This is a genomic window from Corynebacterium sp. NML98-0116 (genome assembly GCF_001767255.1).
Classification (GTDB): Bacteria; Actinomycetota; Actinomycetes; order Mycobacteriales; family Mycobacteriaceae; genus Corynebacterium; species Corynebacterium pseudogenitalium.
Window position 1 is genome coordinate 577810 of the sequence record NZ_CP017639.1, and the last position, 15552, is coordinate 593361.

13 protein-coding genes and 1 tRNA gene are annotated in these 15552 nt (G+C 62.4%); 10 read left to right on the top strand and 4 right to left on the bottom strand.

Annotation, left to right across the window (positions count from 1 at the left end):
• The first annotated feature begins 146 nt into the window (after positions 1-146).
• The 5 genes from BJP05_RS02470 (at position 147) to BJP05_RS02490 (ending at position 4550) form a co-directional block, all read left to right on the top strand.
• Positions 147-220: transfer RNA gene (locus BJP05_RS02470), tRNA-Pro, on the top strand.
• Positions 221-297: 77 nt separating this feature from the next.
• On the top strand, positions 298-1650 hold the full coding sequence (gene tig, locus BJP05_RS02475) for a trigger factor (RefSeq protein WP_070362026.1): 1353 nt from the start codon (positions 298-300) through the stop codon (positions 1648-1650).
• Positions 1651-1841: 191 nt separating this feature from the next.
• The gene (locus tag BJP05_RS02480; protein WP_070362027.1) at positions 1842-2423 is read left to right on the top strand and encodes an ATP-dependent Clp protease proteolytic subunit; all 582 of its coding nucleotides are present in this window, start codon (positions 1842-1844) and stop codon (positions 2421-2423) included.
• A 20-nt stretch (positions 2424-2443) separates the two neighbouring features.
• Positions 2444-3064 carry an ATP-dependent Clp protease proteolytic subunit gene (locus BJP05_RS02485; protein ID WP_070362028.1) on the top strand — a complete coding sequence of 207 codons (621 nt, stop codon included), beginning with the start codon at positions 2444-2446 and terminating at the stop codon, positions 3062-3064.
• A gap of 157 nt (positions 3065-3221) precedes the next feature.
• On the top strand, positions 3222-4550 hold the full coding sequence (locus BJP05_RS02490; RefSeq protein WP_070362029.1) for an MFS transporter: 1329 nt from the start codon (positions 3222-3224) through the stop codon (positions 4548-4550).
• On the opposite strand, the gene BJP05_RS11375 is transcribed toward BJP05_RS02490, so the two are convergent.
• Together BJP05_RS11375 and BJP05_RS02500 are read right to left on the bottom strand one after the other, a co-directional pair.
• Positions 4547-5134: a hypothetical protein gene (locus tag BJP05_RS11375; RefSeq protein WP_176754779.1), complete on the bottom strand. Its 588-nt coding sequence runs from the start codon at positions 5132-5134 to the stop codon at positions 4547-4549. The genes BJP05_RS02490 and BJP05_RS11375 overlap by 4 nt on opposite strands.
• Positions 5135-5183: 49 nt before the next feature.
• Entirely contained in the window at positions 5184-5993 is an 810-nt protein-coding gene (locus BJP05_RS02500) for an alpha/beta fold hydrolase (protein ID WP_240492790.1), read from the bottom strand.
• Between the two features lie 87 nt (positions 5994-6080).
• Between BJP05_RS02500 and clpX the strand changes: the two genes are divergently transcribed.
• Positions 6081-7358 (top strand): ATP-dependent Clp protease ATP-binding subunit ClpX, encoded by a 1278-nt coding sequence (clpX, locus tag BJP05_RS02505; RefSeq protein ID WP_070362031.1) that lies wholly within the window; start codon positions 6081-6083, stop codon positions 7356-7358.
• Positions 7359-7374: 16 nt separating this feature from the next.
• Here the strand turns inward: clpX and BJP05_RS02510 are convergent, their stop codons facing one another.
• A complete protein-coding gene (locus BJP05_RS02510) occupies positions 7375-8172 on the bottom strand; it encodes a TetR/AcrR family transcriptional regulator (protein ID WP_083290888.1) in 798 nt (265 codons plus the stop codon).
• Positions 8173-8365: 193 nt separating this feature from the next.
• Between BJP05_RS02510 and BJP05_RS02515 the strand changes: the two genes are divergently transcribed.
• The 4 genes from BJP05_RS02515 to BJP05_RS02530 are packed head-to-tail and all read left to right on the top strand — an operon-like array spanning position 8366 to position 14031.
• A complete protein-coding gene (locus BJP05_RS02515; protein ID WP_070362033.1) occupies positions 8366-9352 on the top strand; it encodes a malate dehydrogenase in 987 nt (328 codons plus the stop codon).
• 42 nt (positions 9353-9394) lie between these two features.
• Positions 9395-12103, top strand: coding sequence for a valine--tRNA ligase (locus BJP05_RS02520; RefSeq protein WP_070362034.1), 2709 nt, complete (start codon positions 9395-9397; stop codon positions 12101-12103).
• On the top strand, positions 12104-13600 hold the full coding sequence (locus BJP05_RS02525) for a folylpolyglutamate synthase/dihydrofolate synthase family protein (RefSeq protein ID WP_070362035.1): 1497 nt from the start codon (positions 12104-12106) through the stop codon (positions 13598-13600).
• Positions 13597-14031, top strand: coding sequence for a DUF4233 domain-containing protein (locus tag BJP05_RS02530; RefSeq protein WP_070362036.1), 435 nt, complete (start codon positions 13597-13599; stop codon positions 14029-14031). The genes BJP05_RS02525 and BJP05_RS02530 overlap by 4 nt, the downstream gene beginning before the upstream one ends.
• Here BJP05_RS02530 and BJP05_RS02535 read toward each other — a convergent pair.
• On the bottom strand, positions 14028-15494 hold the full coding sequence (locus BJP05_RS02535; RefSeq protein WP_070362037.1) for an AMP-binding protein: 1467 nt from the start codon (positions 15492-15494) through the stop codon (positions 14028-14030). The genes BJP05_RS02530 and BJP05_RS02535 overlap by 4 nt on opposite strands.
• Between the last annotated feature and the right edge of the window lie 58 nt (positions 15495-15552).

A 15552-nucleotide genomic window follows, 5' to 3' on the forward strand; every position in this document is an offset into this window, starting at 1 on the left:
ATAAAAGCGGAAGACGCGGTTGCACGAGATGTGTAGCCGCGTTTTTGTTTCTGTGAATATAGCCCAAAAGTAGTGTTGAACTGTCGATTTGCGTATTGCTCTGGGGCATGGTTATAGTTGCCAACGTCGCAATGAGCAATCATTCGCGGGGCGTGGCGCAGTTTGGTAGCGCACCTGCTTTGGGAGCAGGGGGTCGCAGGTTCAAATCCTGTCGCCCCGACATCAACAAGCCCGCTAGAAATAGCGGGCTTGTTTACATATCCGTACAATTTACCCGATTAATTACAGGAGTAATCCGTGAAGACTTCCGTCGACAAGCTCAGTGAGACTCGTGTCAAGTTGGACGTCAGCGTTCCTTTCGATGAGCTCGGCAAGGAAATCGACCAGGCGTACAAGTCAATTGCGCAGCAGGTCAACATTCCTGGCTTCCGTCGCGGTAAGGCTCCTCGCCAGCTGATCGACGCCCGCTTCGGCCGTGGCCCGATCCTGGAGCAGGTTGTCAACGACATGCTGCCAACCCGCTACGAGAAGGCTGTCCTGGAAAATGGCCTGAACCCGATCGGTCAGCCAGAGATCAACATCACCAAGATCGAGGACAACGACGTCGTCGAGTTCACCGCTGAGGTCGACGTTCGCCCAGAGATTACTGTCCCTGACTTCTCCAAGATTGACGTCACTGTTCCGGCCCTCGAGGTCAGCGACGAGGACGTCGACAAGGAGATCGACCAGCTCCGCGAGCGCTTCGGCGAGCTCAAGGACACCAAGCGCAAGATGAAGACCGACGACTTCGCAGTCATCGACCTGCACGCTGAGGTTGACGGCGAGAAGGTCGAGGAGGCTTCCACTGAGGGCCTGACCTACCAGATCGGCTCGGACGACCTGATCAAGGGCCTCGACACCGCGCTGCGCGGCATGAAGACCGGCGAGGACAACGAGTTCACAGCGACGATCGAGTTCGGCGAGCACAAGGGCAAGGAAGCCACCATCAAGGTACACGTCCAGCAGTCGAAGGAGCGCAAGCTTCCTGACTTTGACGACGAGTTCGCTCAGATGGCCTCCGAGTTCGACACCGCTGAGGAGCTGCGTGAATCCACCAAGGAGCAGCTCGCTGAGGACAAGAAGACCCAGCAGGCAGCTGACATCCGCGACGAGGTACTGAAGGCAGCGCTCGAGGAGACCAAGTTCGAGCTTCCGAAGTCCATCGTCGAGGAGCAGGAGCACAACATGCTCCACCAGATGCTCGGCCAGCTGGCACACGACGAGGCTGCTGTCGCACAGTTCCTCGAGGCACAGGGCATGACCCGCGAGGAGTTCGACAAGAAGAACCACGAGCAGGCTGAGTCCGCTGTCCGTACCCAGCTGTTCCTGGACGCTGTTGCTGACCAGGAGGAGCCTGAGGTTTCCCAGCAGGAGATGACCGACCACATCCTGTTCACCGCGCAGTCCTACGGCATGGACCCGAACCAGTTCGTGGCGCAGCTGCAGCAGGCAGGCCAGATCGGTAACCTCTTCGCAGACGTCCGCCGTGGCAAGGCACTCGCTACCGCGATCTGCCGCGTGTCCGTGAAGGACGACAAGGGCGAGACCGTCGACCCGAACGATTACTTCGGTGAGGTTGAAGAGGAAGAAGCAGAGGCTTCCGAAGACTAAATCTTGAGTTGAAACGCCCCGGCGATGCGCACGCGTTGCGCCTACGCCGGGGCGTTTCGCCATTCACTACGGGTTCACAACGTACGTGTACGCCATCAGCGAACAACCCCGTGCAAAGTGGACTATCGGAGTAGGGTGGTGGCATTGTTGACGCTACATAAAAGAGTTTGAACCACGAAGGAGCCATTTTTATGACATCCCCATCGCAGGGCATGAACTTGGGTGATTCTGTCTATGAGCGCCTGCTGCGCGAGCGCATTATTTTCTTGGGCCAGCAGGTTGACGACGAAATTGCGAACAAGCTGTGCGCGCAGATCTTGCTGCTGTCCGCGGAGGATCCAACTCGCGACATTTCGCTGTACATTAACTCCCCGGGTGGTTCCGTGACTGCCGGCATGGCGATTTATGACACGATGAAGTACTCGCCGTGCGATATTGCTACGTACGGCATGGGCTTGGCGGCGTCGATGGGGCAGTTCCTGCTTTCCGGCGGCACGAAGGGCAAGCGTTACGCGCTTCCGCACGCTCGGATTATGATGCACCAGCCGTCCGCAGGCGTTGGCGGTACTGCTGCCGACATTGCTATTCAGGCTGAGCAGTTCGCAGCGACGAAGCGCGAGATGGCCCAGCTTATCGCTGAGCATACCGGCCAGACTTTCGAGCAGATTACGAAGGATTCCGACCGTGACCGTTGGTTCACGGCCCAAGAGGCGATGGAGTACGGCATCGTGGACCACGTTATCGAGAGCGCTCAGGGCTCGATCAGCAACTAAGTAGACAGGAGAATTTACGTATGTCTTTCCAAATGCCTTCCTCCCGCTACGTGCTGCCACAGTTCTTGGAGGAGACTTCCTTCGGCACGAAGCAGATCGACCCATACGGCAAGCTTTTCGAGGAGCGCATCGTCTTCCTGGGCACCCAGGTCGATGACACTTCCGCGAATGACATCATGGCGCAGCTGCTGGTGCTGGAGTCTCAGGACCCGGACCGCGACATCACGATGTACATCAACTCCCCGGGTGGCTCGTTTACCGCGCTGATGGCGATTTACGACACGATGCAGTACGTCCGCCCGGACGTGCAAACGGTGTGCCTCGGCCAGGCTGCGTCCGCTGCGGCGGTCATCCTTGCCGCTGGTGCGCCGGGGAAGCGCGCTGCGCTGCCGAACTCGCGGGTGCTGATCCACCAGCCCGCGACGCAGGGTACCCAGGGCCAGGTTTCTGACCTCGAGATCCAGGCCAATGAGATCGAACGCATGCGCCGCCTGATGGAGGACACACTCGCGCACCACACCGGTCGCACTGCGGAGCAGGTCCGCATCGATACGGATCGCGATAAGATCCTTACCGCGCAGGAAGCTGTCGAGTACGGCATCATCGACCAGGTCTTTGATTACCGCAAGCTGAACGGCTAACTTCTGATCGCTTTTCGACGCCACCAAGGGTAACCGGGTGGCGTCTTTTTGTGTGCTTGACCAAGCGTGAATAAAAGGGCGCGAATAGACAGACCGTGCGGTACATTCTTCACACATCTGCGAAAACACGACACGTGAAGATAAAGGAAAGAGCGCGGTGGATATCAGAACTTCCATTAACACTCGGCCGATGAGTCCGTACCAGTGGCTGATCATTGCCGTCATTACCTATTTGAACGCCCTTGACGGCTATGATCTCGTCGCAACCGCATTTGCGGCGCCGCACCTGGCGGAGGAGTTCGCGATCGGCTCGTCCCTGCTGGGTTGGGTGCTGTCGGCAGCGCTGCTCGGCGTTGGTGTCGGCGCGGCGGTCTTCGGGCCGGCGGGGGATCGATGGGGGCGTCGAAACGTGATTCTTGTGGCGCTGCTGATTGATACCGTGGGCCTGCTCCTGTCGGGCTTCGCGGGGAGTACCGCGGCGTTTATCGCGTGGCGCTTCGTCACTGGTGTGGGCGTGGGCGGCGTGCTCGCGTGCGTGACCGTGCTGGTCAGTGAGTATTCTAACGACCGGTTCCGTGGGCTGGCGATGGCGGTCTACGCGTCGGGGTACGGCGTTGGCGCGACGCTGTGCGGCGTGCTGGCGTCCAAGGTTGTGGAGAGCCACGGCTGGCACTCGATCTTCTTCGTGGGCGCGGCTCTGTCTGCCGTGGCGCTGGTGCTTGCAACGGCGTTGCTGCCGGAGTCGGTGGACGTGCTCGCGAGTCGCGGGGATGCTGCGCGCGTTGAGCGTATCGCACGCCGCATTGGGCACGGGGGAGCAGTGGTTCCGGCCCAGACGAGCGCCCCGGCTTCCGCCTCGGGCGCACTGCGCGCAATCGTCTCCCCAGTATGGCTGTCGACGACTGTACGGATCTGGATTGCATTCTCGCTGATCAGCTTTGGTTTTGCCTTTGCTAATTCCTGGACGCCCAAGTTGCTCAACGAACTGGGACTGTCCGCGCAGCAGGGTATTTTCGGCGGCATCATGATCGCGTTCGGCGGCACGATCGGCTCGCTGATCTTCGGAGTGATTACCACGCGTGTTGACGCCCGCGTGCTGCTCATCGCCTTCGCCATCGGTGGCGCGGGCGCGTTGGTGGCCTTCATCTTCTCCGCGGGCGCGTCGTTCGTGGCGTTCCCGCTGGGCGTACTGGTTGGTATGTTGCTGAACGCGTGCGTTACTGGCATGTACACCGTGACTCCGGCGTCCTACCCGACGCACTTGCGGGCGACCGGCGTTGGAGTGGCGTTGGCTGTAGGGCGAGTTGGTTCGGTCTGCGGACCACTGCTCATCGGCTACCTCGCCGAGGCCGGGCTGGGGCCACGTGGACTCTACATCGTTGCAGCAGGCGTGTTCGTGTTGAGCGCGGTCGCCCTGGTAGGACTGCGTGCGCCGTCCGCGAAGCCGGTCGTCGTCAAGAAGCCAGCGGAGGTGCTGCAGGCTTAAGGGCAGTACGGGACCGCGTCGCGCACCGCGGCCGGTGCGGAGGTGAAGTCCTTACGGTCCCAGCAGGCGTTGCCTTCGTGCTCGCCGACGGGGTCAACGGATGCCCAAGAGTTGCCGTTGGAAGCCCAGAAGTACTCCTGGCCGTTCGGCATCACGGTGCGGGCCCAGTCGCCGTCGCAGAAGGTGCTGTATTCGTCGCTCGCTGACTGCTGGCCCTGCTTCGGCCACGCGCACGTCGCGCCGTTCTGTGGGGCGGGCTCGGCAGGCTGTACCGGCGCGGGCTCGTCGCTGTCATCATCGCTAGAGGAGGCAGAAGAGCTCGACTTTTTCGAAGAACTCGAGGAGCTAGACGAGCTTGAGCTCTTCTTCGACGTGCTCGTCGATGTCTTCGTCGAGGTGGACGTCTCGGTCTCGGTCGCGTCCTCGTCATCATCGTCGGGCGCCGGGCTTGTCGACGTCTCCTTCGCCGGGAACGAGATCTCAGGCTCCGCCAAACGATCCTCCGGCGACGAGTTACACCCGGCCAACAGCGTCGTGCACGTCAAGAGTGCGGCAAGCACAAGTTTGGGCCGGGTGTTCATCACTAGGGGATCCTTTCTGACAGACTTCTGCGTCTAGCGTAGCCGACAAATCTTAGCCCAAAAACTTCAGCAGCGCTTCATTGAACGGAGCAGGGTTCTCGATGGGCACCTGGTGCGAGCCCGGCTCAATGACCACAGACTCCACGGGGCCTGCGACGCCGTCGGCGATTTCGGCCAGTTTGTCCGGGCCGGTACCGGCGTCGCCGGTGGCCGCGATGGTCAGCACTGGGCAGGTGATCTGATCCAGGTGGGAAGCGAAGTCCCACTTTGCCAAGGCATCGCCGTTTTGGGCGTAACCCTCGGGGTCGATGGCGCTGACCATGTCGTGGATGCGCTCGACTTCCCCTGGGTGGGCGTCGATAAATGCTGGGGTGAACCAGTTAGGAATGAGCATGTCGGCGATGGGGCCCATGCCTTCCTCCCGTGCGATGCGCGTGCGCTCGTCCCACTGCTCATTGCCACCGAGGTAAGTCGCGGTGCAAGCGAAGACAGCCTTCTCCACGCGCCCGCTGTACGCCGCAAGATACTGCGCAATGGCGCCGCCGAGGGAGAGGCCGACAACGCTGAAGCGGTCGACCCCCTCGCGGTTGAGTGCGCTCAAGATATCCTGCGCAAGCAGCTTCACGGTTGCGGAGCTGGGAGCCACCTGGGCGACGTCGGAGCCGCCGTGCCCGCGATGATCGACCGCGATGACACGGTGGTGCTTCGCCAGTTCAGGAATCTGCTTCGACCAGGATTCGTGCGTCGTCGCGATGGAGGAGAGGAGCACCACGGTGCTGGTGTTGTCTTTATTGCCGTATTCCACAGTATGTATATGCGTCATGCGCTCCATTGTGCCCTTGATCGCCACGATGCGCGACAACGTGCGAGAGTGTGTGAGTTTGACGTACCCGCTAAGCTCTAAGGTCAACCCTTAGGCGAGACGAAGAAGCTGGAGTCCAACGCATCTATGGCAACATCCCAAAACACCTCAAACCTGTTGAAGTGCTCCTTTTGCGGCAAGACGCAGAAGCAGGTTCGCAAGCTTATTGCCGGTGGCGGAGTCTACATTTGTGATGAGTGCATCGAGCTGTGCAACGAAATCATCGAGGAAGAACTCGGCGGGGCGCAGGCTGAGCAGGATGAGGCTGCGGATCGGCTGCCGAAGCCAAGTGAGATCACCAAGTTTTTGGACCAGTACGTCATCGGGCAGGACTCGGCGAAGCGCACGCTCGCGGTGGCGGTGTACAACCACTACAAACGCATCCGGGCGGAGTCGGAGAATGTAACGAACCGCAAGCGTGATGAGGAAGTGGAAATCGCGAAGTCGAATATTTTGCTGCTGGGGCCGACGGGCTCCGGCAAGACGTACCTCGCGCAGTCGCTTGCCAGGATGCTCAACGTGCCATTCGCAATTGCCGACGCCACCAGTCTCACCGAGGCGGGGTACGTCGGAGAGGACGTCGAAAACATCTTGCTGAAGTTGCTGCAGGCCGCGGACTTCGACGTTAACCGGGCGCAGCACGGCATCATCTACGTCGACGAGGTAGACAAGATCTCCCGCAAGTCCGAGAATCCCTCGATTACCCGCGACGTGTCCGGCGAAGGCGTGCAGCAGGCACTGCTGAAAATCCTGGAGGGCACGGTCGCGTCCGTGCCGCCGCAGGGCGGGCGCAAGCACCCGAACCAGGAGTTCATCCAGATTGATACGACGAACATCCTGTTCATCGTCGCCGGTGCGTTCGCGGGCTTGGACAAGGTGATTGCGGAGCGCGTGGGCAAGAAGGGCATCGGCTTCGGGGCGGAGATTGACTCGAAGCAGGAGCGCGACGAAGCCAACATGCTGGCGCAGGTGCAGCCGGGTGACCTGGTGAAGTTCGGCCTCATCCCTGAGTTCATTGGGCGCCTGCCGATCATTGCGAACGTGGAGAACCTCGACCGCGACGCCATGGTGCGCGTACTCACCGAGCCTAAGAACTCACTGGTGAAGCAGTACAGCCGCCTCTTTTCGATGGACGGCGCCCAGCTCACGCTCACCGAGGACGCCCTCGAGGAGATCGCGGACCGCGCTGCCGAGCGCAACACTGGCGCCCGTGGCCTGCGCGCCATCATGGAGGAAGTGCTCGTGCCCATCATGTACGACCTGCCCGACCGCGAGAACGTCAGCGAAGTCGTCATCAACGGCGACGTGGTGCGGGGCGCTGCAGAGCCGCAGTTCGTGGAAGCGGAAGGGCAGCGCTCGGCGTAAGGCTGCCGAGTCGCAGCTAGTAGATGTCGTAGAGGTCGTCGCTGGCGCCGGTGCCTTCGCTGTCCGGCAGGGGAGTGGCCTCGAGGTAGCTTTCGTAGCCCGAAGGCGCGATGTTGGATGTCAAAAACGCCAGCACGGTATCAATAACCATGCGCCGCATCCCTTCGACGTTTCGCGGCTCGTCGAGGTCGAGGTGGCTCGTAATTATCGACGCCGCGTTGCCCGATACCCGCAGCGTGCTCAGCGCCGTGAGCAGCGCGAGTACGTCATCGGCGGAGATCCCCGGCCGGAAGGCGCCGGCGTCCTGGCCCACGAGCAGGAGGCGCTCGACGTGCAGCGTGATCTCGCTGCGGCCGTGCACAATGTCCGCTGAGGCGTCCTCGAGGACCGGCTCGAGCCGCTCACGAATGAGCAGCTGAACTGCCTCGGGGTTTTCCTGGAAGGAGTGGAACATGCTGTCTACGAAGCGGCGCATGCCGTCAACCGGGACTGCGTAGGAGCGCTGCAGGATCTCTTCGGGTGGAGCCAGGCGGTCGAGCGCGCGCCTGATCGTTTTTGCGTAGAGGCCCTTTTTGTCGCTGAAGTGGTAATGGATCATCCTTTTCGACATGCCGGTTTCCTTCGCGATGGCACCCAGCTTTGTTTGGGAGAAGCCACCGCGGGCGAACATGTCGAGGGCGATGTCAACAACACTGTCGATTTCTGCGTTGATATCTGGTTCAGGTGCTTTGATACTCGCCGAGGTGGGGTCGGTGGGGAAATCCATCGTTGTATCCGCTCCTGAATTACTACGCATGCGTGAATGTTGGCTCATTGGTGACATCTACTTTTCTCTATGATGCCCCCATTTGAGAATTTGCACCGTGCAAAACGGGAATTTGTCTGCCTTACTATGCCTTTTAGGCCTAAAGGGGGGAGGGTATGCACGATTTCGGGGGTAGTGCGTCGGTTGTACTACCTATACTTTGAATGTCAGGTACCGCACACTATTGACCCGAGGTTTTTCTATGTCACACCATTCTTCCACTCCCGTTAAAGTCGTTGTCACCGGCGCAGCAGGCAACATTGCGTACTCCCTGCTGTGGCGTATTGCCTCCGGCGACGTCTTCGGTGCGGATCAGCCGGTCGAGCTGACGCTGCTCGAGATCCCGGCAGCTGTCCGCGCGGCGGAGGGTACTGCGATGGAGCTGCACGACTCTGCCTTCCCACTGGTGACTGGCATCAACGTTTCCGATGACCAGTTCAAGGCATTCGAGGGCGCAAACGCCGCGTTCCTGGTTGGCGCGAAGCCACGCGGTAAGGGTGAGTCCCGCGCGGACATGCTCACCGCGAACGGCAAGATCTTCGTCGAGCAGGGTAAGGCCATCAACGCTGGCGCTGCGGACGATATCCGGGTGCTTGTCGTGGGCAACCCGGCGAACACCAACGCGCGCATCGCTGCGAAGGCCGCGGCGGATGTCCCTGCCGAGCGCTTCAATGCCTTGATGCGACTGGACCAGAATCGCGCACTGTCCATGCTGGGCCAGAAGCTGGAGGTGCCGTCGTCGACAATTGAAAAGATGGTGGTGTGGGGCAACCACTCGGATACTCAGTTCCCGGATGTGACCTTCGCTGAGGTCGGCGGCGAGAAGATTGCCGACAAGCTGGACCGCGATTGGTACGTCGACGAGTTCATCCCGCGCGTTGCCAAGCGCGGTGGTGAAATCATCGAGGTTCGCGGTAAGTCCTCGGCGGCGTCCGCTGCTTCCGCGGCGGTTGACCACATGCGTGACTGGGTCAATGGCACCGACGGCAAGTGGACGACGGCAGCGCTGCCTTCCACCGGCCAGTACGGCGTCGAGGAGGGGCTGCTCTTCGGTTTCCCGGTGATTGGCCGTGATGGCAAGTGGGAGGTCGTCGAGGGGCTGGAGATCAGCGACTTCCAGCGCGAGCGCATCGACAAGAACGTCGAAGCGATGCGCGGCGAGTGGGAGATTGCGTCCAAGCTTTTCTAACCGGTCGCGCCTACCGGAGGTTGATGGCTAAGATAGTCAACCGTGACTGACGCGACTGAACATTTGGTAGGCAAGAACCGAGCCGATGCGCTCCCGAAGTCTTGGGAGCCCGGCGAACACGAGCAGGCTTTGTACGAGGGCTGGGTGGAGAAGGGATACTTCACCGCCGACGCTTCCTCGGACAAGCCTGCTTATTCTGTGGTGCTGCCCCCGCCGAATGTGACGGGCCAGCTGCACATGGGCCACGCCCTGGACCACACGCTCATTGATGTTATGGTGCGCCGCAAGCGCATGCAGGGCTACGAGGTGTTGTGGTTGCCGGGCATGGACCACGCGGGCATCGCTACGCAGACGAAGGTCGAGGCGAAGCTGAAGGCCGAGGAGGGCAAGGACCGCTACGACTATGGCCGCGAAGAGTTCGTGGACAAGGTATGGGAGTGGAAGCACCAGTACGGCGGCACCATCACCACGCAGATGCGGGCTATCGGTGACTCCGTGGATTGGTCGCGCGAGCGCTTCACGCTTGACGACGGCCTCTCGCGCGCAGTGCAGACGATCTTTAAGCAGCTGTACGACGCCGGAATGATCTACCGCGACTACCGCCTGGTGAACTGGTCGCCGGTGCTGGAGACCGCGGTGTCCGACATTGAGGTCGTTTATAAGGACGTTGAGGGCGAGTTCGTCTCCATCCGTTACGGCTCGCTCAACGACGACGAGCCACACCTGGTCGTTGCCACGACCCGTGTTGAGACCATGCTGGGCGACGTCGCCATTGCCGTCCACCCAGACGACGAGCGCTACACGGACCTGGTTGGCCAGGAGTTCGACCACCCGTTCCGCGATGACCTGAAGATTCAGGTGATCGCCGACGATTACGTCGATATGGAACTGGGCACCGGCGCGGTGAAGATCACGCCTGCACACGACCCGAACGACTACGAGATGGGCCTGCGCCACAACCTGGACATGCCGATCATCATGGACGAGACCGGCCACATCGCCGACACCGGCACCAAGTTCGATGGCATGAGCCGCGAAGAGGCTCGCGTCGCGGTGCGTGAGGCGCTGGCGGAGCAAGGGCGCATCGTCAAGGAGGTGCGCCCGTACGTGCACTCGGTGGGCCACTCGGAGCGCTCCGGTGAACCGATTGAGCCACGCCTGAGCCTGCAGTGGTTCGTCAAGGTTGAAGAGCTGGCGAAGATGTCCGGCGATGCGATCCGCAACGGCGATACGAAGATTCACCCGGCATCGATGGAGAAGCGCTACTTCGACTGGGTGGACAACATGCATGACTGGACGATTTCGCGCCAGCTGTGGTGGGGCCACCGCATCCCGATCTGGTACGGACCGAATGACGAAGTGGTCTGCGTCGGCCCTGACGAGGAGCCGCCGGCTGGCTACACCCAGGACCCGGACGTGTTGGATACCTGGTTCTCCTCTGCGCTGTGGCCGTTCTCGACGCTCGGCTGGCCTGAGAAGACGCCGGATCTGGAGAAGTTCTACCCGACGTCCGTGTTGGTCACCGCGTATGACATTTTGTTCTTCTGGGTTGCCCGCATGATGATGTTCGGCACCTTTGCTGGAAAGAACACCCCTGAGATCCTCGGCGAGGGGGTTGACGGCCGCCCGATCATCCCGTTCACGGACCTGTACCTGCACGGCCTGGTGCGCGACGAGAAGGGGCGCAAGATGTCGAAGTCCCTGGGCAACGGCATCGACCCAATGGATTGGGTCGAGCGCTACGGCGCTGACGCGCTGCGCTTCGCCCTTGCGCGCGGCGCGAACCCGGGCGTGGACTTGCCGATCGGTGAGGACAACGCCACGTCCGCGCGTAACTTTGCCACCAAGCTGTACAACGCGACCCGCTTCGCTCTGATGAACGGCGCAGCGGTTGGTCCGCTGCCGGCCCGCGAGGAGCTGACGGACGCCGACCGTTGGAGCCTGGACCGTGCCGAGGAAGTCCGCGCGAAGGTCGACGCCTACTTGGACGACTACCAGTTCGCGAAGGCGAACGAGGATCTCTACCACTTCGCGTGGGATGAGCTGTGTGACTGGTACCTGGAGATCGCAAAGACCCAGATCCCGCGTGAGGGCGAGACCGCGCAGGGCCGTAACACGCAGATCGTGCTCGGCCGCGTGCTCGACGTGGTGCTGCGCCTGCTGCACCCGACGATGCCGTTCATCACCGAGGCCCTGTGGACCGCGTTGACGCAGCAGCCTTCGGTGACGCAGGCGCCGTGGCCGACTGCGGAGGACACCAATGGTGGCGTCGAAACGGATGATGTAGCGCGCCGCAGGATCCAGGATGCGATCAAGCTGATTACCGAGCTGCGTCGCTTCCGCGCTGACCAGGGTGTGAAGCCGAACCAGAAGGTGCCGGCGAAGCTTGACTTTGCCAAGGCGGACCTGGCTGGGCTGGAAAACGTTATCCGCGATATCGCGCGGGTGGAGACGCCTGCTGAGGGCTTTGCGGCGTCGGCAAGCATTGAGATGCGCCTGAGCCAGGCGACGCTCGACGTGGCGCTGGACACCTCCGGCACCGTCGACGTTGCGGCCGAGCGCAAGCGCCTGGAGAAGGAACTCGCGGCGGCGGAGAAGGAGCTCGATACCACTGGCCGTCAGCTTGGCAACGAGCAGTTCCTGGCGAACGCGCCGGAGCAGGTCGTTGAGAAGATCAAGGTGCGCCAGCAGGTTGCGAAGGAAGAGTTCGCACGTGTGACCGCGCGCCTGGCGCAGCTGCCGGAGGCGTAGATGGCCGACAATGCTGACCTGCCGGAACTTCCGGAGCTACCCGAGCAGTTCGATATCTCCGTCGAGGAGTCCGGGCTACGCCTGAACCTCGGTGCGCCGCAGGCGGAGGAGGCGGAAGACGTCGTCGCGCGCGAGGTCACGCCTGAAGACCTTGCAGCGTTGCGCGAAGTCCAGCAGCAGCTCGAGGAGCGCTGGGGCGAAACGCAGATCGATCCGACGCTCGAGCGCGTCGAGTACGTCATGGATCTGCTGGGTTCCCCGCAGCGTTCGTTCAAAGCGATTCACGTCGCGGGGACGAACGGGAAGACGTCGACAACCCGGATGATCGAGTCGCTGCTGCGTAGCCTCGGGCACCGGGTGGGGCGCACGACGAGCCCGCATCTGCAGTTGATCACCGAGCGCATCGGGATCGACGGCCAACCAATCCACCCCGCGGACTTTGTGCGCATTTACGAGGAAATTCAGCCGTACCTCGCGATGGCTGACGACCACTTCGGCCAGCCGCTGAGCTTCTTCGAAGCCATGGTGTGCATCGCCTACGCCGCGTTTGCCGACGCCCCGGTGGACATCGCCGTGGTGGAAGTCGGCATGGGTGGCCGCTGGGACGCAACCAACGTGATCGACGCGGACGTCAACGTGATCATGCCGATCGGCATCGACCACACGCAGTACCTCGGCGACACCATCGAGCAGATCGCGGGCGAGAAGGCCGGCATCATCACGAATCCGGACTCCGTCACGGTCATCGCCGACCAGCAGCCGGAGGCCATGCGCGTAGTGCTGGAGCAGACCGTCCAGGTCGGTAGCGCCGTCGCGCGCCTCGGCTCCGAGTTCGGCGTTGAGGAAGCCGGGGTGGCCGTCGGAGGCCAGCAGCTACGGCTGCGCGGGCTCGCCGGCAGCTACGACGACATCTTCCTGCCGCTGTCCGGCCCACACCAGGCCCGCAACGCGGCCGTCGCGCTCGCGGCGGTCGAGGCATTCCACGGTGCACACGCCGAGCACCCGCTCAACATCGAGGCGGTGCGGGAAGGCTTTGCGGCGGTCCGCTCTCCGGGCAGGCTCGAGCGAGTGCGCGCCACACCCACCACGTTTATCGACGCCACCCACAACCCACACGGCGCAACCGCCCTCGCGGAGGCGCTGCAGCACGACTTCGACTTCACCCGACTCATTGGCGTGCTGGGCATCCTCGGTGACAAGGACGCCGCTGGCATTTTCCAGGCGCTAGAGCCGGCGCTCACGGAAGTCGTGATTACGCAGAACTCCTCGCCACGCGCGATGGAGGCCGAAGACCTTGCCGAGATCGCCCGCTCCATCTTCGGCGATGAGCGCGTGCACGTGCAGCCGCACCTGCCGTCCGCCTACGAGCTGGCCGTTGAGCTTGCCGAGGACGCCCTTGCGGAAGTCGGCGTGCAGTCCGGCTCCGGTGTGATCATCACCGGCTCTGTCGTGACCGCGGGGGAGGCCCGCACCATGTTTGGAAAGGACCCAGAGTGAGCAGAGAAAAACGCCAACCGCCGATCAGCCCGCTCGGGCTCGGGCACGAGCCGGTCAAGGACCCAATCGCAGGACTGCGCGGAGTGCTCTCCGGCACGCTGATCATGGAATCGATCACCGTGCTGCTCATCCTGCTCGTGATTCTTAAAGTCGACGGTGGCGCCTACTGGACCACGTTCAACTGGGTGTACATCGTGGTCATCGGCGTCGCCCACGCGGTGATGGCGTTCGCGCAGAAGATTCCGGGCGCGATGTGGATTAACTTGGCCCTGCAGGTGCCGCTCATCTTTGGGTTCTTCGTGCACTGGTCGGTCACGGTGGTTGGCCTGATGTTCGGCCTGGTGTGGTTCTTCATCGTGAAGCTGCGCTCCGACATTGTGCAGCGCATGCGTGGCGGCTACCTGACCACGCAGCACCTGGACGCCGACTAGAGTTCGCGCCGCAGAATTTTCCCCGCCGCGTTGCGGGGGATGTGATCCGTGAAGGTGACTTCACGGATCTTTTTGTATCCGGCCACGCGCTCGGCAACCCACTCCATGATTTCCTCGCGGCTCAACGTAGCGCCGTCGGCGACGACGATGCAGGCGCGCGGGACCTCGCAATCGACACCGTGGGTGCGCACGATATGGCGGACGACGGCGGCGTCGGCAACCGCGGGGTGGGTGCGCAGCAGTGCCTCGAGCTCAGCGGGGGCGACGTGGAAGCCCTTGTACTTAATCACTTCTTTTGCCCGGTCGACGATGTAGACGGTGCCGTCCTCAGCCAGCGTGACGATATCCCCGGTGTGCAGCCACCCACCAGTGATCGTTGCCTGGGTTGCCTCAGGGTCGTTGCGGTAGCCCCGCATCACCTGCGGGCCCCGGATGAGCATCTCACCGGGTTCGCCGGGGGCGACGTCGTGGCCGTCGCGAAGGTCGATGATGCGGAACTGCGTGTTCGGCACCGCGAACCCAATCGAGCCCGGCTTCGACCTCCCAGCGATGCCCACGTGGGTCACCGGGGACGTCTCCGTGGTGCCGTAGCCCTGCAGGATCACCGTGCCGAGCCGCTGCTCAACGCTGTCCGCCAACGCAGCATCCAGCGGGGCGGCACCGCACACCATGAACCGGGAGTCCGCGAACGCCTCCGCGGTCGCCTCCGGGTGTCGTGAGAGCGCAAGCGCGATGGGTGGCGCAATAAAGCCCAACTCAATACGGTGCTTGCGCTGCGCCTCAATAAACGCTCCCAGGTCGAAGCCTGCCATCGTGTGAATATGGTGGTGCGCGTAGAGCGACGACAGCAGCAGTGTGTTCAGTCCGTAGATGTGGGCGAACGGCAGCGGCGCCAGTGTCGGGGTGCCCGCGCCGATACCGCTTGCGCGCAGCGCGGCCGAAAACTGCAGCATGTTCGCGCACAGGTTGCGGTGGGTCAGCTCGACGGCCTTCGGCAAACCGGTGGTACCGGAGGAAAAGGCAACCGCGGCGATATCTTCCGGCCCGGCTGGGGAGGCGCTGCGCTCGGGTGGTTCGGTGGGGGCGATGGGGGCGTCGAGAAGAACTTTGGCCTCGGCGAGCGCGCAGAGGTGGTCACGTTCGGTCGCGGTGAGACTCGTCCCCAACAAGCTTGCCGACGCCCCCACCTGCACCAACGCGAGGAAAGTGACGGCGAAGTCGATGCCGTTGGGCAGCTGCACTGCGACGCAATCCCCGGGACCGATGCCGCGGCTGCGCAACGTGGCGGCGAGCGCCAGCACCTCCTGGTGAAGCTGCGCATAGGTCACGCTTCGCCCCGTCTCGACCTCCGTGAGCGCCGGCGCCGACGCGTGCTCGCCGAGGTTGCCGAAGAGCAGATCGGTGATGGAGCGCGCTCGCGTGCCGACGTCCGGAATTGGCGGCAGGGGACTCTCATATGTCATGGAGCAAACTTTAATCACCCCCACATCAAGATGTTCGCACCCGGTGGTTGTTGTTTAG